The organism is Rhodococcus sp. 15-725-2-2b (assembly GCF_002259075.1).
Taxonomy (GTDB): domain Bacteria; phylum Actinomycetota; class Actinomycetes; order Mycobacteriales; family Mycobacteriaceae; genus Rhodococcoides.
The window spans coordinates 33,134-53,279 of record NZ_NPFL01000021.1 but is presented as its reverse complement, the minus strand read 5'-3'; the positions used below and the strand labels follow the sequence as shown (position 1 = coordinate 53,279).

21 protein-coding genes and 2 pseudogenes are annotated in these 20,146 nt (G+C 61.8%); 11 read left to right on the top strand and 12 right to left on the bottom strand.

The genetic code is table 11. The annotated features are described in order from the left end of the window. The first annotated feature begins 2 nt into the window (after positions 1–2). Genes CH306_RS25195 through CH306_RS25180 form a run of 4 tightly spaced genes read left to right on the top strand, consistent with a single transcriptional unit; the run spans position 3 to position 4,997 of the window. Entirely contained in the window at positions 3–704 is a 702-nt protein-coding gene (locus CH306_RS25195) for an HAD family hydrolase (RefSeq protein ID WP_052047793.1), read from the top strand. Continuing rightward, on the top strand, positions 701–2,344 hold the full coding sequence (locus CH306_RS25190; protein WP_015586112.1) for an MFS transporter: 1,644 nt from the start codon (positions 701–703) through the stop codon (positions 2,342–2,344). The genes CH306_RS25195 and CH306_RS25190 overlap by 4 nt, the downstream gene beginning before the upstream one ends. Continuing rightward, complete coding sequence (locus CH306_RS25185; RefSeq protein WP_015586111.1) at positions 2,341–4,002, top strand: FAD-dependent monooxygenase; 1,662 nt, start codon at positions 2,341–2,343, stop codon at positions 4,000–4,002. The genes CH306_RS25190 and CH306_RS25185 overlap by 4 nt, the downstream gene beginning before the upstream one ends. Beyond that, a complete protein-coding gene (locus tag CH306_RS25180; protein ID WP_015586110.1) occupies positions 3,999–4,997 on the top strand; it encodes an aldo/keto reductase in 999 nt (332 codons plus the stop codon). The genes CH306_RS25185 and CH306_RS25180 overlap by 4 nt, the downstream gene beginning before the upstream one ends. Positions 4,998–5,839: 842 nt before the next feature. Here CH306_RS25180 and CH306_RS25170 read toward each other — a convergent pair. Next, positions 5,840–6,307, bottom strand: a complete 468-nt coding sequence (locus CH306_RS25170) for a hypothetical protein (RefSeq protein WP_139278538.1) — start codon at positions 6,305–6,307, stop codon at positions 5,840–5,842. A gap of 101 nt (positions 6,308–6,408) precedes the next feature. Beyond that, positions 6,409–6,573, bottom strand: a complete 165-nt coding sequence (locus tag CH306_RS29220) for a hypothetical protein (protein WP_155289035.1) — start codon at positions 6,571–6,573, stop codon at positions 6,409–6,411. 307 nt (positions 6,574–6,880) lie between these two features. Between CH306_RS29220 and CH306_RS29610 the strand changes: the two genes are divergently transcribed. Continuing rightward, the gene (locus tag CH306_RS29610) at positions 6,881–7,504 is read left to right on the top strand and encodes a hypothetical protein (protein WP_230591901.1); all 624 of its coding nucleotides are present in this window, start codon (positions 6,881–6,883) and stop codon (positions 7,502–7,504) included. A gap of 38 nt (positions 7,505–7,542) precedes the next feature. Next, positions 7,543–7,908: a histone-like nucleoid-structuring protein Lsr2 gene (locus tag CH306_RS29605; protein WP_015586104.1), complete on the top strand. Its 366-nt coding sequence runs from the start codon at positions 7,543–7,545 to the stop codon at positions 7,906–7,908. Positions 7,909–8,259: 351 nt separating this feature from the next. Here CH306_RS29605 and CH306_RS29600 read toward each other — a convergent pair whose 3' ends face one another. Together CH306_RS29600 and CH306_RS29875 are read right to left on the bottom strand one after the other, a co-directional pair. Beyond that, the gene (locus CH306_RS29600) at positions 8,260–8,595 is read right to left on the bottom strand and encodes a hypothetical protein (RefSeq protein ID WP_230596322.1); all 336 of its coding nucleotides are present in this window, start codon (positions 8,593–8,595) and stop codon (positions 8,260–8,262) included. A gap of 75 nt (positions 8,596–8,670) precedes the next feature. Further along, positions 8,671–8,889: pseudogene (locus CH306_RS29875) on the bottom strand (TetR family transcriptional regulator); the annotation flags it as partial. A gap of 311 nt (positions 8,890–9,200) precedes the next feature. On the opposite strand from CH306_RS29875, the gene CH306_RS25155 reads away from it, so the two are divergent. Beyond that, a complete protein-coding gene (locus CH306_RS25155; RefSeq protein WP_015586102.1) occupies positions 9,201–9,722 on the top strand; it encodes a hypothetical protein in 522 nt (173 codons plus the stop codon). A 78-nt stretch (positions 9,723–9,800) separates the two neighbouring features. On the opposite strand, the gene CH306_RS25150 is transcribed toward CH306_RS25155, so the two are convergent. The 4 genes from CH306_RS25150 to CH306_RS25135 all read right to left on the bottom strand — a co-directional run bounded on the left by CH306_RS25150 (position 9,801) and on the right by CH306_RS25135 (position 13,080). Continuing rightward, complete coding sequence (locus tag CH306_RS25150; RefSeq protein ID WP_032364995.1) at positions 9,801–10,820, bottom strand: ATP-binding protein; 1,020 nt, start codon at positions 10,818–10,820, stop codon at positions 9,801–9,803. After that, positions 10,817–11,887, bottom strand: coding sequence for an ATPase AAA (locus tag CH306_RS25145; RefSeq protein WP_015586100.1), 1,071 nt, complete (start codon positions 11,885–11,887; stop codon positions 10,817–10,819). Before CH306_RS25145 ends, CH306_RS25150 begins: the two co-directional genes overlap by 4 nt. A 63-nt stretch (positions 11,888–11,950) precedes the next feature. Beyond that, positions 11,951–12,580 carry an RES family NAD+ phosphorylase gene (locus CH306_RS25140; protein ID WP_015586099.1) on the bottom strand — a complete coding sequence of 210 codons (630 nt, stop codon included), beginning with the start codon at positions 12,578–12,580 and terminating at the stop codon, positions 11,951–11,953. Then, complete coding sequence (locus tag CH306_RS25135; protein WP_015586098.1) at positions 12,577–13,080, bottom strand: hypothetical protein; 504 nt, start codon at positions 13,078–13,080, stop codon at positions 12,577–12,579. The genes CH306_RS25140 and CH306_RS25135 overlap by 4 nt, the downstream gene beginning before the upstream one ends. A 313-nt stretch (positions 13,081–13,393) precedes the next feature. Here CH306_RS25135 and CH306_RS25130 point away from each other — a divergent pair, with 313 nt between their 5' ends. Further along, positions 13,394–14,014, top strand: a complete 621-nt coding sequence (locus CH306_RS25130; RefSeq protein WP_032364994.1) for a hypothetical protein — start codon at positions 13,394–13,396, stop codon at positions 14,012–14,014. A 21-nt stretch (positions 14,015–14,035) separates the two neighbouring features. On the opposite strand, the gene CH306_RS25125 is transcribed toward CH306_RS25130, so the two are convergent. From CH306_RS25125 to CH306_RS25115, 3 genes are all read right to left on the bottom strand, one after another. Then, positions 14,036–14,284, bottom strand: a complete 249-nt coding sequence (locus tag CH306_RS25125) for a type II toxin-antitoxin system RelE family toxin (RefSeq protein WP_371828030.1) — start codon at positions 14,282–14,284, stop codon at positions 14,036–14,038. A gap of 26 nt (positions 14,285–14,310) precedes the next feature. After that, entirely contained in the window at positions 14,311–14,598 is a 288-nt protein-coding gene (locus tag CH306_RS25120) for a type II toxin-antitoxin system Phd/YefM family antitoxin (protein ID WP_230591632.1), read from the bottom strand. Positions 14,599–14,775: 177 nt separating this feature from the next. Further along, entirely contained in the window at positions 14,776–15,318 is a 543-nt protein-coding gene (locus CH306_RS25115) for a hypothetical protein (protein WP_015586094.1), read from the bottom strand. A gap of 64 nt (positions 15,319–15,382) precedes the next feature. On the opposite strand from CH306_RS25115, the gene CH306_RS25110 reads away from it, so the two are divergent. Continuing rightward, positions 15,383–15,682, top strand: a complete 300-nt coding sequence (locus CH306_RS25110; RefSeq protein ID WP_015586093.1) for a hypothetical protein — start codon at positions 15,383–15,385, stop codon at positions 15,680–15,682. Between the two features lie 34 nt (positions 15,683–15,716). On the opposite strand, the gene CH306_RS25105 is transcribed toward CH306_RS25110, so the two are convergent. Then, positions 15,717–17,345 (bottom strand): hypothetical protein, encoded by a 1,629-nt coding sequence (locus CH306_RS25105; RefSeq protein WP_052049375.1) that lies wholly within the window; start codon positions 17,343–17,345, stop codon positions 15,717–15,719. A 110-nt stretch (positions 17,346–17,455) separates the two neighbouring features. Between CH306_RS25105 and CH306_RS25100 the strand changes: the two are divergent. Together CH306_RS25100 and bcmE are read left to right on the top strand one after the other, a co-directional pair. Beyond that, a pseudogene (locus CH306_RS25100) lies at positions 17,456–18,162 on the top strand (transposase); the annotation flags it as partial. A 241-nt stretch (positions 18,163–18,403) separates the two neighbouring features. Beyond that, entirely contained in the window at positions 18,404–19,672 is a 1,269-nt protein-coding gene (gene bcmE / locus CH306_RS25095) for a thiamine pyridinylase (RefSeq protein WP_032364993.1), read from the top strand. Positions 19,673–20,146 lie beyond the last annotated feature (474 nt).

The window sequence follows — 20,146 nt, the reverse complement described above, 5'->3', positions numbered from 1 at the left end:
CGATGTCCGACAACAGTATCGACACCGGTCCCCTCGTTCTCGTCGTCGACTACGGCGGCGTCCTGACCAACCCCATCGCCGACACCATCGCGGCGTTCACCGAGTACATGTCCGTGCAACCGGAGGACCTGATGGGTGCCCTGTTCACCGCGCACGATGACCCGGACGAAACGATCATGGCCCCGCTCGAACGCGGCGAAATCACCGAAGCGGCCTTCCTCGACCGAGTCGGATCGGCACTGGAAACCATGACCGGACGCGCTATCGACCTGTCACAGTTCCGGCCGGCATGGTTCTCCGGCCGGGTCCCCAACTCGGAACTTCTCGACTACTTGCACACGCTGAAATCCGAAGGACGAACTCTGGGACTGTTGACCAACAACGTCCGAGAATGGGAACCCGAGTGGCGAGGAATCGTCCCCACAGGCCTGTTCAGCGTCGAGGTCGTCTCCGCGAACGAAGGTGTCCGCAAACCCGAACCCGAAATCTACCGCCGGACGACCGAACGACTCGGCGTCCCTGCCGCTCGATGCCTGTTCGTCGACGACGACCTACGCAATTGCCAAGCCGCCCGAGCGCACGGAATGCAGATACATCACTTCACCGACACCGCGGGAGCCATCGAGGCAATCGACGCCTGGTTCGGACGCCAGCAGCCGGCCGCGCAACCCACCGCGGACGCGCTCCTCGAGGAGTCCGCATGAGCACCCCCGAACCGCTGCAGTCGGCCCCCGAACGCTGGTGGACGCTGACAGCGGTCTGCCTCGGAACATTCATGCTGTTCTTGGACCTCACCGTCGTCAACGTCGCACTGCCCGCGATACAACGAGACCTCTCGGCCAGCTTCGAGCAGTTGCAATGGGTGATCGACGCCTACGCCCTGGCACTGGCCGCGTTTCTGCTCACCGCCGGCTCGATCGCGGACAGACTGGGCCGCACCCGGATCTTCGCCGTCGGCGCGCTGGCCTTCACCCTCGCGTCCGTGGCTTGCGGTCTCGCTGGGTCAGCAACTCTGCTCAACGCAGCACGTGGAGTTCAAGGCCTCGGCGCGGCCATCATGTACGCCGTCGGCCCAGCGATGATCGCAGCGACGTTCCACGGCCGCCAACGAGGAACCGCCTTCGGCATCTTCGGGGCCACCTCGGGCATCGCCATCGCTGCGGGACCGTTGATCGGAGGCATCCTCACCGAAGTGGACTGGCGATGGGTGTTCTACCTCAATATCCCTGTGGGACTGATCATTCTGGCCGTCGTCGCTCTGAAAGTCCGGGACCACCAGACATCGACCGCGCGCCGCGGTCTCGACCCCCTCGGTCTGGCACTGTTCTCCGCAGGTCTGTTCGCGTTGATCTTTGCAATCATCCGGGCACCCGTCGTGGGATGGACCGACCCACGTACCGCGGTAGCGTTGGCGGTCGGTGTGCTCGCCCTCCTCGGCTTCGCTGTGGTCGAGCGCCGCGTCCGCAATCCCATGCTCGACATGGTCCTGTTCGGAAACCGTTCCTTCAACGGCCTGTCCGCGGCAACGTTTGCGATCAACTTCGCCGTCACGGCCACCATCTTGTTCTCGGTGCTGTGGATGCAAGGCGTGCTGGGCTACTCGGCTATCGAGACCGGATTGAGGTTCCTGCCGCTTACCGGCGTCCTGCTGATATCCGGTGCCGTGGGCGGAATACTGAGCGCCCGGATCTCGACATCGATTCTGATCGGAATCTCGCTGTTGTGCACAGGAATCGGGTTTCTGTTGTTTCGATTCGCGGACGTCGGTGACAGCTGGACGGCGTTGTTACCGGGGTTTGTGATCGCGGGACTCGGTATGGGACTACACAATCCACCCCGTGCGAGCGCGGCAGTGGCTCTCGTTCGGGCCGAAGACTCAGGGATGGGAGCTGGGATCAACGAGACATTCCAGCAGGTCGGTGCGGCATTGGGCGTGGCGGTACTCGGAGCTTTGGCTCATCGCACCATCGAATCCGAACTCGACACCGCGTACGGATCCGCCCTGACTCCGGCCCAGCTCGACGCCACCGTCGACGCCGTGGCCTCCGGGGCCGTCGCGGCGCTGCAAGAGACCGGGCAGGACGTTGGGGTGGCAGCAGAAATCGCGTTCATCTCGGCGCTGCATCAGGTCACGACGATCGCGGGAATCGTCACCCTCATCGGTGCGATCGCGGCATTCACCCTCATCAGACGCAAGGACTTCCTCGTCGACCCCGCGGCAGCAGACCCGCACGCAGCGGCCTCTCCCCTACCCCGCGACGCGCCGTCCACCGGATACGAGGACGTGATCTCGGCCGAACAATCCAGCCTCGCCCCGCCTCGCCCGTCAGGAGTCCGGACATGACCGAGCACACCGTCCTCATCGTCGGCGCGGGCCCCACAGGTCTGACGCTTGCTTGCGAGCTCGCCCGCAGGAACGTCGACCACATGATTATCGACGGCAAGTCGGGGCCCTCGACCGAACCGAAAGCCCTCGTACTCTGGAGTGCCGCCCAGGAGAGCCTGCGCATCCTCGGTGTCGATCCCGCGGTATTCGATGCCGGCGTCACTCTCGACCGAGCGTCGTACTGGTCGAAAGGGTCACAGATCGGCCACGTCGACTTCACCGGCCTCGACCAGCCCGGCCTGCACAAACCCCTGTCCCTTCCGCAGCCCCTCGTCGAGGCAGCTCTCCTCGAGCTCTACCAGGCGCTGGGAGGTACGGTCCGCTGGCGGCACAAGTTCCTCGGTGCCCTCGATCCGGACCCTGCCGGGCCCAGCGACGGGGCGAGGGCGTCATTGGTCGGTCCGAGCGGAATCCGCTTCACCACAACAGCAGAGTGGATCGTGGGCACCGACGGTGCACACAGCACCGTGCGGAAAACAGCGGCCATCGACTTCGACGGCGACAGCTACGACGACGCTTTTCTGCTGGTGGACGGCACCCTAGAAACCGATGGGTCGGTCGGGGAGGCTCAGTACCATCTCCACCCGGACGGGGTGACGGTCGTCGTCCCGCTCCCAGGTGGTGGACACCGGGTATTTCTCGGACACCGTCAGTCCGCTTCCCCTGCGCTCATACCGCCGACTCAGATCACCGATCGCGCCAACATCATGCTCGGCCAACGCGGCCTCGGCCGCTTCCGGGTCAGTAATGTGCTTTGGCAGAGCGACTTTCGAGTACACCGGAGACTGTCCTCGCGCTACGTGTCGGGCCGATTCATCCTTGCCGGCGACGCTGCACATATTCACAGTCCTGCGGGAGGTCAAGGTATGAACACCGGAATACAGGACGCGGCGAATCTCGCGTGGAAACTTGCAGCAGTAGCGGTCGACGGAGCCGATGCAGCACTACTCGAAACATATGAACTCGAACGACGACCCGTCGCAGAATCGGTCGCCGCGATGACCGATCTTCAGACGAAACTGTGGACAACTCGTGCTGCCGTTTCGCGGTGGATCCGCGACCGAATCCTCGGAATCCTCTCGGCGACAGGGCTCCTCACCCGGCGTGTCGTTCCTCAACTGGCGCAGATCGATACGGCCTACGGCCCGTCAGTGGCCCGCGGGGGCGGGCGCGGTCGAACCATCTCGCCGGGCAAGTTCCTGCCCCCGCATCCCGTCCAGTTCGACGGAGAGGTCGACAAGTTGCTGCCCGACCTCCTCGATGACCGACGAGTCCTGGCGCTGGCCACCATCACCAGTATCGACGAACTCCGGGCCTTACATGCCATCCTCGACTCGTGGGGGTCGCGGCTGCACGTCGTGGTCGTGGTCCACTCCCCCACCACACTTCTGAGCGCAACTCCCACCGTGATCGACACCCACGAGATCGTTTCGAGCGAGCTCGGACAGGGCGGTGTCGCTGTCGTGCGTCCCGACCGCATAGTGGGCATGACCGGCTCGCTGCAGAACCCTGCAGCCATACGGACCTACCTCACCGCAGTGGCCGGACCCGCGGACACACAGGCAGTCGAACGCGGTCGACCCGAAACGAGCGCCTCCAAGGAGACAGCATCATGACCGACTTCCCACACGTGAACCTCGGAACAGGCCTCGAAGTATCCGCACTCGGATTCGGCGGCATGGCATTGACCTCGATGTACGGCGAATCCGACCCCGACCAAGCACTGAAGACCCTGCATCACGCCGTCAACCTCGGCATCGACTTCATCGACACCGCAGATGTGTACGGCCTCGGGACCAACGAGGAACTGATCGGCAGACTCCTCGCCGACCGTCGCGACGAGGTCACCGTCGCCACCAAATTCGGTATCGATACCTCCGTAACCGAACCCGGCCGCAGAAGCCGCGGAGACAGGGCTTACGTCCGCCAGTGCATCGACAACAGCCTGCGTCGCCTCGACGTGGACGTCGTCGACCTCTACTACCTTCACCGGGTCGACCCACACATCCCGATCGACGACACCATCGGAGCGATGGCCGAGCTCATCGCCGACGGAAAAGTCCGGCACATCGGAGTATCGGAAGTAACCGCCCCCGAACTAGAACGAGCGCACCGGACCCATCCGCTCGCCGCGGTCCAGTCCGAATGGAGCTTGTTCAGCCGCGACGTCGAGAACGCCATCGTCCCGACCGCAGCTCGACTCGGCATCGGATTCGTTCCCTACTCCCCACTGGGACGCGGAATGCTCACCGGAAAAGTGAAACAGGAACAGCTCGGCGACAACGACTTTCGGCGGTATCTACCCCGCTTTCAACTCGACGCATTCGAAACGAACACCGACGCCCTCGCCCCATTGACAGACATCGCGTCACAGCACGGATCCACGCCCGCCCAGATCGCATTGGCGTGGCTACGGGTGAAAGGTACACAGTTCGCGCTGCCCGTCGTTCCGATACCCGGCACTCGGAATGCGGATCGGGTCACCGAAAACGCGGGCTCGGTGCACATCGAACTCACCGCGGACCAGCTCGCCGTCCTCGACACCCTCGCCGACGCCGTCACCGGAACCCGAGCACCCGACATGAGTTGGGTATCAGCCGGCCGCGAATGACACGGGCACAACTGCACGGCACAGCCGCATTCCCGCCCCGTCGATCAGATCGACGGGCGGGAATTGTGCCGCCGGGAACCGGAGCGTCACTGCGCCGAAATGCCCGAATTGCGATGACTCCAACTACGGCCACGACGAAAGCGCCAGTGGCCCAGGGGATCCACGCGGGGTTGGCTCCCAACACGCTTCCCGTGGTCAACAGAAGAGTGACCCACACGGTTGCGGCGACGATATTCAACACCGCGAACCTCGAGAACGACAACGAGGAACCCGCAGCGAGACGTGGCCCCAAGGTCCTCGCGCCTCCGACGAAATGCGTGGTCACTGTCCCGACGCGCGCATCCCCCGAAAACAACTGACGTGCCCGAGCAAGCACCCTGTTGATCAGGCGCGCAAAGCGGCCTGCGCCGGCGATATCAGCGCGACACGATCCACGCCTGATGGACCGAAAGGCCAGCTGAGCCCCTGCTGTCGACGAAGCGATCAGGACGATCGCCGTCACGACGGGATCAAGTTCGCCCAGCCCCACGAGAGCACCGACCGCCAGAACCGTGCCAGTACCCGGGAGGAGAAACCCGACGAGCAAGCCGGATTCCACCAAGAGGATTGCGGCAGCCACGAGCAGAACCATCGGAGCACACCAGGAAGCGATTGAGGCTATGACATCGATGAACAGATCCATCAGATCCCCACGTCCAACGGTGACGGCCGCTGCCATCAAATACGAGTATTAACTCGTAGAATACCATTCGTCTGGATTCGCCGCCTGCGATAGCGTGACTACCGAGACAGAACTGCGGGGCTCAGGTGTGGCCCAGCGCAATAAGCGGCTGCTTCAACACCTACTCGCCTCTGAGCGTTGCCGACACCGATTCCCGTCCGCTTCTGCGGTCGAACGCCGCGAAGCAATCGGCGACAGCGTGCGCCCGATCCAGCGCCGAAGGAAATTCCGCGAGCTGCACATTCCACAATTCGCAGCACACCTCCAGCCGCGGAATGTTGGTTGCGGGGATCCCATGGGCACCGGCGGTCAACGCCGCGATATCTGCGGGCAGGTGGTGCCAACGCGACCGGACACCATGCCGGTGAAAGACCTTGCTCAAAAATGCCGCATGGATCTCCGGATCTGCGCCGCCGAGCGTGTTTCCAGCCAACACATCACTGAGCGCCGCGAGCTCCGTTCCAATGGTCAACGCGTCATGCTGCGCCTTTTCCACCAGCCGTCGACGGTGGTATCCGCTGAGCTGCAGGAATGTTGAATCCGCCCGTTCGAGCTGTGCCGATGTCAAAGGCAGCGCGAGATCCCACACCCTCCCGGATGCACCGTCGATCGCGGCGAGCTCGAAGGCCTCGTGAGCCTCGAACGACGGCCCCGTGGTGTGGACGTCAACAACGACGAGCTGCCGGCCCCTCATCCCCGCAACTCCCCCTGCCACACCGAATCGATACACGGCACACCCACGCCGGCAGTATCGACGTCGAATTCGGTCATCACCGCGGCGAACCTGTCCACGACGTGTCCTACGGCGTCCCCGCTTCCGTCGACGTTCACATCTCCACCGCTCTTGTCTCGCATGATCATTCACCCCCACCGATAGGCCAAGGCCCCTGTTGGCTGTCTCTGTCGATGCACACTAGCGTCAGGACCGGACACCACGAACAGCTCGAATTCTCATCCGCAGGCCAACGGGTCTGCCGTTCAAACGGTTGTCAGCCCTAACTACCAGTGACATCGCCCCCCAACACGAGGACCATCAGAAGCGGCCTGGCCGCAACGACCAGCTCAGCGGGTTCGCGGTTGCACCTCAGGTATCTCCACCCGTCGATTTGAGTCAAGGACGACGAGTTACAGCGGGGGCATGTGCCTGCTGCGACGAACACTCGTGGAGGTTCAGATGGGCGAAATAAAATGCCGACCGTTAATCCTGATCAGGGGGTTCGGCGGCGTCGATGTCGCTGATGATCAGCGTAGTGCGTATCAGGGATACAACGACGGCACGGTCTACCCCACCAAGCGTGGTGACAACTACATCTACGAGGGCTTCCTGCTCCGCGCACTGAAAGCGAAGAGGTACCGCTACACAGACGCGACCAACGTTGTGGGCTACTACGCGCAGAATGTCGAAGGACCCGCCGACACGGGCGAATACGACCCCTCTGATGTAGGCGGCAGCGTTGTCATCGATCCGCGCACGGCCGCGCGCGTTCTCAACGAGGCCACTTCCGGGACGATATGGGTGTACCGATTTTACGACCTCTCGCCGCGGACCCTGGCCCGATACGCGGAAGGGCTGGTCCGCCTCATTTCCCTGATCGAACGGTCGTCAGAACAGCACAACCAGACATTCGACGGCGTCGACGTCATCGCCCGACTAGTAACTTGGGCTTCATCGCCGACCACGAATGGAGCGCTGCCCATAATCGCACTCTCTCGATCCTGCATCCGAACCACGCGCGCCGCACCCACAGTTGTCACGACCACGCAGACCCGTTATACGCTCACTTAGCTGTCTTCCATACATTTTTGCGAGAGGGTTTCTTCACTGTGGCCAAGCTAGAAACGATTCAATTGGTCGACGACATCGACGGATCGGTCATCGACGACTCCGGTGAAACGATCGAGTTCGCGGTCCAGGGCGTCGAGTACGTGATCGACTTGAAAGCAAAGAACGCCAGCGAGTTTCACAGAAAGCTCGACTACTACATCAAGCACGCCGCGCGGGTTGGCGGACGCAAACGTAAACCCTTCCCCGCAACCGCGTCGACGCCTTCGACAGCCGGGACACCGGCCAAGCGTGACCCGGCGCAGACTCGCGCAATTCGGCAGTGGGCGGCGGACAACGGTCACGAGATCGGCGATCGAGGCCGCATCCCCACCGACATCGAAGAGGCGTACAACGCCGCACACTGACAGCCCAGGAAACTCACCTGGCACGTCATCGAACGCCGGATCACCGACGCGCTCCGAACGATGTTGGTCACCGGCTCGACTACCCGAAAGGGCGATTCGGATGTGCGCACGATCGGCTCTGCGATCAGCGGGTGCAGCGGCGATACCCAGTCTGCTGCCGACTGACGTAACAGGCCCAAGGCAAAGACCGCGTCCGGTGTCCGGGCGACCACCCCTGAAGGGCTCACACACATCTCTCGTACGCCGACACCGGTGCCCCACGACAACGTGAGCTGGCCCGGCTCGTCGCCCACTACCGGCCGCGGGTAACCGGCGGAGATCAAGGCTTCCCGGAGTCCCCGCCACCGCTGTTCATACCGCCACTGCACCGGCAGCCGCGATCACGGGCCCCGTCAACCGCAGGACGGTGTCGAGATCGCCGCCGTCACCGAAGCCCCCCGGCCCGGCGGTGGTCGTCACGCCGCACACGATGGCCATGACAGCATCGGCAGTGTCCACCGATATCGTCGGCAGCCTGCCGTTGCTGGTCAGAAGGGCCAGGACCGCGGCCCTGAGAGGGTGGTAGGTCGCGGCCCGTGCGACGTCCTCGTAGTGGAGGTCGGTCCACAACACCGCTGCTGCCCTCAGAGACCAATACCGTTTCGCATGAGTGAAGTAGCCGCCGAGCAAGTCCTGAACATCGGCCACAGTGTCTCCTGTAGACGGGCGATGCGCCCGGAGGAACTCGCATTGTCGAGCAGCCTGGTCGACCACTGCATGAACAACAGCGTCCTTCGATGGGAAGTGGAAGTACATGCCCCCTTTGGTCACCCCTGCAGCCTGTATCAGGTCGTTGACCGTGACGCCGCTTCCCCCACATGCGATGGTTCGAGCCGCACCGGTAATCAACGCGTCACGGGTCCGTTGCGCACGTTTCTGCGGAGGACGCGCGCGATGCTCGGCATTCTCCCGCTCCGAAACCTTCTGATCGGCAACCGTCATGTCACACTCTCTCCGGTCCATCGCCACATAGGACTGCCTTCTACTCCGATTCGCACGCGCGGATCCGACCATCTGTCGGCGACCGAAGCACTACCGTCCCTAGGCGAGGAATTTCGCCATTCCAAAGTCGATCGGCTCCAACAGTCCACGATTATGCCTGCGGAGGTGGACACTTCGAGCACCGGCAAATATTCGGGAGTCGGAACATCTGCTGCCGCGTGAGGCGCAATAGGTACGGAAAAATCTCTCCTTTTTCACCACTCACGTTGCGTCAACCGACCCCAAGTTCTGGATCCGAATACTGTTACGAAATGGATATCAGTGGTGTGGCCTCGATTATCGGAGCTCTCGGTATCGGATCCTTTGCGGGCCAGTACCTGATCGGCAGTCAGCAACGCCGTCAACTGCGTAGCGAGGTTCTCCGGCACTTGGCGAGCACCGAACGCACCCGATGGGCAGGGTCGTCGTCCACTGATCCGTCGTTTCAGCACTTCAAGGACAGTGTCCGCGAGCTTGAGACGGCCGCGATCATTGCACGGGTTCCGCGACGGCCACTGCGTTTGTACATCCAACTGGCCACTGTGGCGCGCCTGACGAGCGACGACGACGTAAAGCAGAAAGACGGTCAGGAAGAAGCCGGGGGAATCAACACTGCGCTGGGGCGATGTGTGCGCTTGTCAGCAGCGCAGCTCAGTCGACTGATGTGGTCGCCGTGGCTCGCCAGAGCAGGCATGAAGCGACGGGTAAACGCGATCGAACGAGAAGCTCAAGGCCTCGACGCTGAGGTCCTCGATGCGGTGGACAGGGCCAAGCAGTTTCACACCTACTACTGAAGCTGCAAAGGGGTTGGTAAACCCGAATTGCAGTTCAGGCGATGCATTTTGCGAACTACCTACGCCGGTAGTCGTGTCCTAGCCTGCAGCGATCGCAGCGACGACGTGAGCTGCGGCGATGGTCTCACTTACTGCAGAACACGCTCGTACCAACGCATCCTGCAATACGACCAGCTCCCGGCGGACACTGCGACCGGCCCCGTAGTGGTCGAAGAGATGCTGGAGGGCGTCAGCGTCGATGACGTCGACCGCGCCGAGATTCGGATTTCCCGCGGCCTGGCGGGCCCGCCTACCGATGATCGACCCCAGCGCGGCTGAATTAGCTAAGGCGGGCAGGGTGATTCGCGTGTTCAGGTATTCGCGAGCCTGTTTGTAGTGGGGGCTGTCGATGTAGTCGTTATGGACGGCGACGACACATGCTGCCGGAAGTCGCTCGGCGATCATCCTCAGAGTCAAGCCGAAGAACATTGCGATCCGCGGCTCCGGATCGACGCCGATACCTGGACGACGTATCCACTGGTCCGTGTCATCGAGCACGAGCGTCGGAATCAAGCCACTGCGCGAAATCAGTTCCAGGACCCTGATGGCCTGATCCACGACATCCTCACCTTGCGATGGTTCGTTCACCACGCTGCCGAGCTCGATCGCGAGATTGCCGGCCAACCATGGGAGACCAACCGAGAATTTGACCGGTCGATGTGGGGAACCTCCACGCATTTCCCGAGCAATCTTCTGGACTGCCCGGTTCTCGTCGAGCTGTTTGGCGATGGTGTTGACCAACAGACGCGGGAATTCAGCCGGATCGGAGACGAGGGAGTCGGTCTGAAATCCCATCCTGATCCTCAGTGCTGCAACGTTTTCGGAGTGAAGAGCGTCCATCACGTACTCGGTGATCGAGGACTTACCCGAGCCACTGGCACCGATCAGAGCCACACGCTCACGCCGCCGAACAGCGTCCATGAAGCGCTGCTCGTAGTCACCACTCACGGGGCCAGTGAGGACGTCGAACGGCACATGGACCTGCCACATACGATCCGGATCCGGCGACGGGTCGAAGGCCTTCGAGTCCCGCAATTGACGCAGTAGGGCGTCACTCATTTCTGGTCCTCCGGATCAGCGTGTTCGGTCCGCAGCCATTCCGCCGGCGGAGTCAACTCGTACACCCGCCGCGGCCGCCCGGGACCTGACGAGACTTCGCTGCTCCGGACCAGCCCCTTCTCGTAAAGTTGCTTGAAGACTTGTACAGCACGAGGACGCGTCCACCCCAACGCGGCCAGCAAGTCTTCATCCGATGCGCTGACCGGGCCCCGCACCTTCATTTCGGCCGCCAGCATCGACGCTGGGCGACCCAAAGCCCAGAGCGCATTGTCTCTATCGGCGAGGGCCAGGTAGTTGTCCTCGTACGACCCGGGGTCCTGCAGGAATCCCCGCAGAGCACTTACCAGATCTCGGGGGTTTCGCCCTACCGCATCAGCGAGGGTGCTGGCTTGCGGTTCCATGTCGATTCCCGCGCGGCGAGTGATCAACTTGATGCTTTCCGTTCTCGAGAGCGGGGGTACGTCGACGATCTTCTCGAAGAATGCATCTGCAGGCGGAGTCAGGAGACCTTGACGGTCACTTTCACGCACCGACACCGCCCACAGGTATCCCGTCGCCCACACCTCATCGCGGTACCGCCCGAACAGTGCGTGCCCGGCCGATGCGGTGACGTCGTCGACGATGATCACCGGATACAGCCGCGTCCCAAGCGGAGCAGTGCCGTCGTCGCTTTCTGCTGCCCACCTCCGAAGCGTGGCGTCGATGAACTGCAGGCGAAAGTCACTCAATCGCCGCAGCAAGACGTCGGGCCCGTCACTGTCGACTGCCGGTTCGCCGGTGACCTGTTCTACGACGCGGGCGAGCACGTCACGGCCGTCCGAGATCCCCTCGACCCGAACGAAGCTCATCGGGAAGTCGCCTTCGCGGCGGGCACCGGTGAACGGCTCTCGGCTGTCGAGCTGCAGCTGTCTAAGCAGCGACGTTCGGCCTGTGCCGCGGTCCCCCGTCACCAGAACGTTGAGCTCAGCGTTCAATCCGTCCCATATCGCGGCGAGTTCGTCTCGCCGGCCGACGAACAGTTCGGCGTCGACGGAATTGTCGAGCAGAGGACGTGCGCTGATCTTCATGAGACTTACAGTACTTACTGTAAGTTTCGTTAGCAATACCTTGCGGGCGGTTGACCACGATCGCTACAACAGATCTGGTACGTCCAAGATCGCGACACCAGTTTCTTCACGCCACCGCTCCAGCAGGTCCGCTCGCTCAGACAGGGTGACCGTGGCCTGGACGGTATGACGATGCTCCTCGCCTGCCACCCCCGCTTGCCCGAACAGTGCAATGCACCGCCGGGCATGTTCGAGGTCGTGGCGGGCCCAGTACCGCAGACCCTCGAACCCGGCCTCCCGTAACGCGGCCGCCCACCGCTGCGTCAGCGGATAGTCGGCGGTAGTAAAGATTTCTGCCGTGACTCCGAGCGCGACACCGGTGTTCGCAGTCAGATCAGCGAGCCTGATATCAGCATCCAACGTGATCGTCGACGCTGCACGCGCATCGACCTCGTATCTCGGCACGACCTGTTGGCCACCGAAAATCTCCAGGAGAGTGACCACTTCGTCTTCGGCCAGGTAGCAAGTCCCATCAGGGGCTTCGAGGTCGAACCTGCCGCCGCCATTCGATGAGTACCACCACGGTCCCAGACTGGCCTGATGCGATCGAAACAGCTCGGCCCCAGCCGGGTAGACGCACGACGGAAATCGCTCCGCCAATTCACCGACGGGCTTGGGCTCGAACAGATGAACGACGGCGCGTTCAGCGCTCACGCCGCAAGCCGACTGACCGCAGCCCGGGCAGCGCGAGCAGCCGTAGGAACGTCCCCGTCGAGAAGTGCTTGCCGAGGTGTACGGCCGTCGAGCTCTGGCTGTTCGGTAGTCAGCCACGCGACCGCCAACCATCCACGCGGGTCCTGCCCCGCCCACACACGCAGCACCTCTTGGATGCCGAGAATCGGCTTCGCCGGTTGGGCATCGGTGAAGCCTGCGGCGGCGTAGCCGTATTTGCCGTTGCTGCCGGTCAACCGAAGAACGCGGTTCTCTTTCACAGCCTTGCTCAAGGCAGCACGCGTCCAACCCGCAACGTCGAGGGCCTGACTGGGGGTCAAGATTTCCCCTACGTGCTCACTCCACGCGCGACGCGCCTTGAGGCCGTTGACGATGCCGCCGAGGCCCGCTATTGCATACGCCAGATCACGCTCGTCCGGCGCGCCACTGGCCTCGACCAGCCGGTGCGCCATGACCTCGAAATCCTTCTCGACAGTGGACATACCCTGATCATCCCCGGCTGTTCGCGTCATGTCAACCATGTCAACCTGAATACAGGGATGTGATCGTTAGCGTGCGGGAAGTGTCGTACCTGGCCGGTACGGTCGGGACGCGAAACTCCTGCGACGGGGCAGAGAGTCGAGGTGGGTTGGGAGCGTCTAAATGTCACCGGTGAGCAAGAAACGCAAGGGTGCAGGCAAGGGGTCAGGGCGATCGCGTAGCGGTCCGGGAGCCGCTGCATTGCCAGAATGGGCGCAGCGGGCCGGGTACGTCACACCACCGGTAGCGGGGATCCGTCCCCCTGCGAATCCTGGCGTGACTGCACCGGCAGAAGTGCAGATCATCGACCGGCATTGCCAGATTTGGCAGGCCTACACCGAGGGCGGTTTTTCCGGCACCTGCATTGCTGCGGTGCGTTGCCTGATTCCGGCATTGCGTGACTACGGGATCGAGGCTGAGCCGTTGGTCGTGTACGGGCAGGTGGCGTGGTCGGACGAGCAGTGGGTGGAGCTGGGAAGCCGCACACCGAAATGGGAGTCGGACACATGGTGGACAGGACACCTAGTGTTGTGGATTCCGGCAATGGGCCGGATTGTCGATCCGACCGTCTACCAAGCAAACCGGCGCGGAATGCCGACAACGATCACTCGGGCTCTGGTCTTCTCGATCGGTTCACTAGATCTGATGGAGACAGCGGGAGTGAACAAGGATGGTGCCCTGGTGCAGTACGAACGAGTCATCGGCGCGGACATGAGTTGGTTCGATCGCGATCACGCCGATCGCGAGGCGATCGAAGATGCCCTCCGAATTCTGCGAAGCGCAGTATCCGACTCACTCGGCAGCAAGGCGGACCGAAAATCTGGTTGGATGGAGACCGCGACCCACCCACCATTGGTGGAAGCCTTACGCCTACGAGGCTTGATCTCCGCAACATAATCCGGTAGCTACGCAATCTTCTCAGCGGTAGGCATCTGACCGGTGTGAGATCGCGGTGACCTGCACGATGCGCTGCCCGGCGTCGATCAGATAGAGAACCCGGTAGGTGCCTCTGCGGGCGCTGTAGGCGGGCGAAAGCGGCGGGGCCAGGGGCTTCCCGACCCGCTGCGGATTCTCCAGCAATGCTCCGGTGATGAACTCGTACACCGCAGCGGCGACCTTCTCGGGAAGAGTGTGACTGATAGCGCGAGACGCTGATCGAGCAATCACAAGCCGATACGGCGCTTCAGGCTCACTCACGCGCGGGTAGACCGGCCAGCGACCCGCATGACCTCGGCCAACTCCTTCGCATCGAGACTGTCACCCTCAGGCAGCTCCGCCACGCCCCGAAGATGAGATGTCAGCAGTTCCTGATCCGATAGCACTGCAATGGTCTCCTGCAGCGCATCGAAATCGTCGGCAGCGAGCAACACAGCAGCCCGGTGCCCATTACGGGTGATCTCATACCGGGCGTGGGTTTGTTCTGCATCGTCCACAATCTTGGACAGACGCGCACGCGCATCCGCGACCGGCAAAGTAGTCATGTACATAATTAGAGCGCAAATAGTGCGAGGGTGCAATTGCCGTTCGACGCGACACAGCACTAACTGGTGACCAAAACCCGAAGTTCGCCCATCCGACTTCAGTGCGCGCGGTCAGCGGCGTGGGAATTTCACCACCGCTCTCGGACTCGCTGCAGCCGCCCGAACATGCCGTAGGTCCTAAGATGCATCGTCGAACGGCCCGAATGCCGCTTCGTCCCAATGCCGTTCGAGCGCCGCGTTCCATTCGTCGATATCCGACGCGGAGAACAGATGCATGTTGTGTTCGGTGAGCAAGAACCCGGTGTCGCGCCATGCTTGGAAGTAGGCGGGGTTCTCCCCTGCTTCGCGGGCCTTGTCGATCAGGGAGTCCACGTCCGCCAACAAGTTCTCCTCACTGATCTCCTGCGGCGTGTCAGCAGCTGGGTCGAAGAACAATGGATCGTTCGGCCCGAGATCTCGGCCGAACTTGTCCCGAAACGCCTGTCGCTGCTCTTCGAGAGAGTCGTTGAGCTCCGCACCACCCACCATGTCCTTGCTCCACGACAGAGTGCGCCCACCGTCGGCGTTGGTGCGCCGTTGCACGAACGAGGGATCACCGCTGCGCTCGAGCACCAGCGCAGCGTGCTGCTCACGTGAGACCCCTTGCTGTGCAAGTCGCTTTCGACGTTGCTGGACCTTGCGGGCGCGTTTGTCGCCGGCGGAGGTACGTTTCGATGTCATACCTCCACCGTCTCAGAGATTCTCCAGAACATCCGGTATTCGGCCGATTGCTAACCTTCACGCTATGAGCGCAATCAATCCGAGGGTGGCGTTCGCTGTACCGATGTTTCTCGAAGCGCTGGCCTTGATCGAGTTGGGCCAGCCTCAGCCCGCTGAAGTCCTGGAACATCCGAAGATGATGGCTACCACGATGCTTACTCTGCTCAGTCATGGCGACGACGCGATCTTGGATCTGGGAGATCTTGCGCTCGCGTCGCTTGCCAGGGCTGCGATCGCGCTCTGCGATGCTCCGACTGAATCGGGTGCTGTGGCGACCTACCAACACGCGTTAGACGCGTGGGGTGAGATCAATGCGAACCCATGATCAGAGCGAGACTGGAACAAAATGACCGGCACCATCACACTTGCGGGGGCGTCCTTCGGAACAGCTCGGACAAGCCCTGCAGAGCCATCGTAACCCGATCTACGATTGTCTCGAATTGTTTGTCCGGCTGAAGAGAATTCAGTCCTGCGGCCGACAGCGCAGTCGTAAATTTCGTGCCCTTCATGTGGGCCGAGCCTGCCGATCGGATTCCCTGAAGCTGGCGTAGGGGTCCGACGAGACCATTCGGGTCGGCACCCAAGTTCTCGACGAGTAGCTGTAGGCAGGCAAGCGAAGGACTATTCGTGTCCGCGCCCGAGGACTCTCGAAGAGTCTTGACATCGAGTGCATCCACGATCCCTTTCGACAGAACCATGACACCGTTGTCGCTTTGGCCTTCGGTTGGATTGGTACACAATGCCAAGGCATCGAACGCACGGAGGTCAGCCGGGCCGAGTTGCTTGTACAACGACTCACCGAAGTAGCCAGTGAACGCCTCGATGAGTTCTGCCTTAGCTCGTCTCAGCCGAGCAGGGTCAGGGCGTTCGTCCTCTACCCACTGGCCCGCTAGGTCCCGCACGCTACGTGTGATGGTTATTCCACCGTTCGGCGGGACGTTGTGTGTGAGCCAGTGCTCTCGCTCGGTCTCGGGTAGCCGGATGAGGTGTCCCAGCCACACCTGGACGAGGTTGGCACCGTTGATGTCGACATCGATGGCCCACCGACCGTGGCACGAGACATCGGTCCGCAGCACCGTGTAGCGGTCTGGGTTGTCGCGGTATCGGGTCAGAACATCCGTGTCGAAGAAGACTGGGGTGAGGTAGTTCGCTTCATCGCGCTCGCAACTCAAACGAACCTCGTCGCCGGTCGAGGGGTCGATGTCAACGATGAACGATTGAAACCGCTCAGGCCTTTGCAGATCGTCGGGGTGCTCGCCAGCGGACGCGAACGGCAAAACTGCCTGTTTCCCAACCAACTGCGCTACGAAACCAGGCCCCCGATACGCGTCCCACGCCGTGTAGGCGAACGCTGCGTCTTTGGTGCGAATCTCAAGGTCGATCCGAGCTTCATGCACGCTGTCGTCAGCCCGAGAATGGGCGTGCTGGATCACCAGGCTCATGCTCCGGGCCGCGAGATACTTTCGGAGGTGCCGTGCATTGACTCGAACCTCGTATTCACCAGGATTCGGTCTGACGATCTCGACGACCTCCTCATCGCGGCCCGCGTGATTAGTTCGATACATTGTCTCGTTCGATCGCGTGATCAGGCCCAACCACCATACGAACGACGGCGTGAATTCGATAACGGGTTCTGTGGTTGCCGATGGCACCCAGGACACGTTGACGAACAGATGAAGGTCGTAGCCATCAGGGTTGGAGGTCAAGCCGTCGCGGAAGGCCGGGAGGCGATCAGAGCTGTAACTGGGCTCGCCGAGGTCGTTGATGGACCAATCGGTAGTGGCGAGGAATTTGCGCTGGTCCGATGTCGCCACCAGAAGAGGTTGAAGCGAGCTGTACTTGATTCCGCTCCCTCGATTCCGTAGAACCGAGATCCACTCGGTCGGCTCCGCCTGGATCTCCGAGAGGTAGCTCCTCAGCTGGAGAATCGTGGGCAAAGCCTCATAGCGCTCAAGTGAGCCGGAATTCGGCAGTGGATCGGTCAGCACCCCCTTGATCGTACGGAGGGCAGGCGACCGGGCTGAGAGTCGACTTAGAATGGGCCACCCGTGCTCGCCCGGATGACTAGGGCTGAGCTGCGACATCCAGTCTCGCCAGCGGGAAAATCATGGTCCGCGGCGACTCCGCCTACGGCAACAGCCGCGTCGTACGCGCCTGCATCAAGTTCTCGTTCGTACTGATCAAGAACCGAATCGTCCAACGAGCGATCGCCTCCATCCCTGACACCGCGTGGACGCCCGTGCGCTACCCGGGAGCGGTCCGCGACCCCGACACCGACGGCTGGATCTCCGACGCCGAGGTCGCCGAAACATCGTTCACCGCTTTCTCTTCCACCGCGTATCCTGTTTCTGCACGGTTGATCGTGCGGCGGGTCAAAGACGCCCGCTACCGCGATGCATTGTTTCCGGTGTGGCGGTATCACCCGTTTTTTACCAACAGCACCCTGCCGACGACGACCGCAGATGTCGTCCACCGTGCACACGCGGTCATCGAGACTGTGTTCTCGGATCTGATCGACGGACCGCTCGCGCACATGCCGTCAGGATCGTTTGGCGCGAGCTCTGCCTGGGTGCAGTGCGCAGCGATCGCCCACAACCTGCTGCGCGCCGCCGGAACCGTCTCCGGCGGGCGTCACGCGAAAGCTCGCGGAATAACGCTACGGCGCAAATCGTCAACATTGCCGCGCGTTTCGTGCGGCCACAACGCACACCCACACTGCACCTGCCGCGACACTGGCCGTGGCTCGATGCGTGGCTTCAATTATGGCGCAACATCATTGGCATCAGCCCACCCACACCCGCCTGATCCTCACCCGACCCGCCGACTCGGCCCGAGCAACGACAATCGTGGAAATGCTGGGTAGACCAGCGGACGAAACACGCCCAACCAGTCCCGACCCCACAATTCGGTCATCGACCACAGTGGGTCACCTCAGTCCGTGGATCGAGGGTAAGTAAATGTGATCCTTGCCACTTTCGGAAAATCATGCGACTGTATGAGGCAATCGCCGTTCCCCTGCAGACAGTGTGATGACGGGAAGTGTGCAGTGACCAGTACCGAGTTCGGACGCAGTTTGAACAAGGATTCCGGCCCCACCAACCAGCCACCTCCAGCCAGCGACGCATCCACGTTGAACGTCGCCTTGTACCCGTACACGCCCGAACCGAAATGGTTCGAGTCCACCATCAGAGCCGCGTGGCACAGCGTCCAACCGGATGTCGCTCTCAATTTCGTCTACACCTACGACTGTTACAAAGGCGATCCGCCGTCCACTGTGGACGTTTTTGCCTACGACTGCATCTTCGCTGATCACATGCGTCAGTTCTGTGTCGAGTTCGATATCGACGGCACCGCAGACTTTTACCCGTGGTCTCTCGCATCGCTGAAAACGGAATCCTCGGAGTATCAAGGAATACCGTATTTAGGGTGCATGCAAATTTTGATTCGCCGTCTCACTGACGCAGCACTGGGTGCGCCGGGGATGACTGTCGAAGAATTACACAAAATCCTCGGCGACGGGGATCCGAAAGCAGTCTGGCCCGCGCAGGGTCAAGGCATGCTGTTGGATTTTACTGGGGGAACGACCGTCGCGTGCATGTACGAGCAGGCCGTCATGGAGGAGTCGGGCCAGTTTCCGCTCACTCCCGCCCTTCCCCCCTGTCCAGGACTCGATCAGCAAGGCCTCGCCGACATGCAGGTGCTGCGAAACATCGCCGGGTACGCCCAGGCGACATATCCCGACTCGGGCTACGACCGAATCACGAAATGGAACCAGCGGATCGGTCGAGCCTTCGTAGGCTTGACCGAAATCTTCCACTTCATCGACAACGTCGACGCCTCGACCTATTCAGTCATGCCGCTGAGCTCCGAACCTATCGAAAAAGTGGGGATACCGCTTTATACCGACGCACTTTCCGTCAATGTGGCCATCGCCCAGGAAAAGCGAGCAACGGCTATCCAGCTCGTGAAGTTGATTGCATCGACCAACGTGATGCTCGAGTGCATGTCCCCAACAGGAAAGAAACCGCAATACCTGGTGCCCACCCGGCAATCGCTGATGAATCAGCTCCTGGCCCGGCAACCCAATTCGGCGGTGTACAACATCATGCGCAACATCATTTCCAACGACATGGCCCATCCATTTCGACTTGGGGCCGATTCCCGTACCTGGCTCGACTCGACCAAAGGCTGCATCAAAACTGAAATCCTCGGGCCACCCCCCGCTGGCGTTGCGGAGCATGTCGGCGAAGACAGCGCCGTGTTCAACGACCCCGCGTACGCTTCCACACCTGCAGGGCTACTTCGCCGCCCGTGACAGGAGTCCGTCGCAAAGTCGTAAGCAATGGCTGGTTGTGCCACGTTTGGTCCTCGCCGTTCGGACACGCGGCAATGGAGTATCGCTATGAGATCCATACATGCGGTCCGGTTGCCCACACCACCGCTGTCTGAGTGTCGCGGGGTTTGCGTCGAAATTCGTCGAACACCGTGCAAGCTTTTGGCTAAGGGATTACCCTGCCGAGTTTCACCCGATGCTCGACTACTACATCGAGCACTCGACGCGGGTCGGTGGCCGCATCGTAAGCCCTCCCCCGCTGCTGCATCGATCACCACAGCTGCCCAGGTAACGGCCAAGCGTGATCGGGAGCAGACACAGTCGACGCTGCAGATCGGCGACCTGGACGAACACGTTTGGCACCGTCTGCTAGCCCAATTTTGGATCATCTACGACACAGCGCAAAGGCGTGCGCGCGAAATTAGTGCTCGCGGCGGACAGCGGACCGCACATTTT

Excerpts from the sequence above, each read along its gene's own strand:
- CH306_RS25195 (WP_052047793.1), top strand. The coding sequence starts at position 3 with ATGTCCGACAACAGTATCGACACCGGTCCCCTCGTTCTCGTCGTCGAC.
- CH306_RS25190 (WP_015586112.1), top strand. The coding sequence starts at position 701 with ATGAGCACCCCCGAACCGCTGCAGTCGGCCCCCGAACGCTGGTGGACG.
- CH306_RS25185 (WP_015586111.1), top strand. The coding sequence starts at position 2,341 with ATGACCGAGCACACCGTCCTCATCGTCGGCGCGGGCCCCACAGGTCTG.
- CH306_RS25180 (WP_015586110.1), top strand. The coding sequence starts at position 3,999 with ATGACCGACTTCCCACACGTGAACCTCGGAACAGGCCTCGAAGTATCC.
- CH306_RS29220 (WP_155289035.1), bottom strand. The coding sequence starts at position 6,573 with ATGCGAGACAAGAGCGGTGGAGATGTGAACGTCGACGGAAGCGGGGAC.
- CH306_RS25155 (WP_015586102.1), top strand. The coding sequence starts at position 9,201 with ATGGATATCAGTGGTGTGGCCTCGATTATCGGAGCTCTCGGTATCGGA.
- CH306_RS25150 (WP_032364995.1), bottom strand. The coding sequence starts at position 10,820 with ATGAGTGACGCCCTACTGCGTCAATTGCGGGACTCGAAGGCCTTCGAC.
- CH306_RS25145 (WP_015586100.1), bottom strand. The coding sequence starts at position 11,887 with ATGAAGATCAGCGCACGTCCTCTGCTCGACAATTCCGTCGACGCCGAA.
- CH306_RS25135 (WP_015586098.1), bottom strand. The coding sequence starts at position 13,080 with ATGTCCACTGTCGAGAAGGATTTCGAGGTCATGGCGCACCGGCTGGTC.
- CH306_RS25120 (WP_230591632.1), bottom strand. The coding sequence starts at position 14,598 with ATGACTACTTTGCCGGTCGCGGATGCGCGTGCGCGTCTGTCCAAGATT.
- CH306_RS25115 (WP_015586094.1), bottom strand. The coding sequence starts at position 15,318 with ATGACATCGAAACGTACCTCCGCCGGCGACAAACGCGCCCGCAAGGTC.
- CH306_RS25110 (WP_015586093.1), top strand. The coding sequence starts at position 15,383 with ATGAGCGCAATCAATCCGAGGGTGGCGTTCGCTGTACCGATGTTTCTC.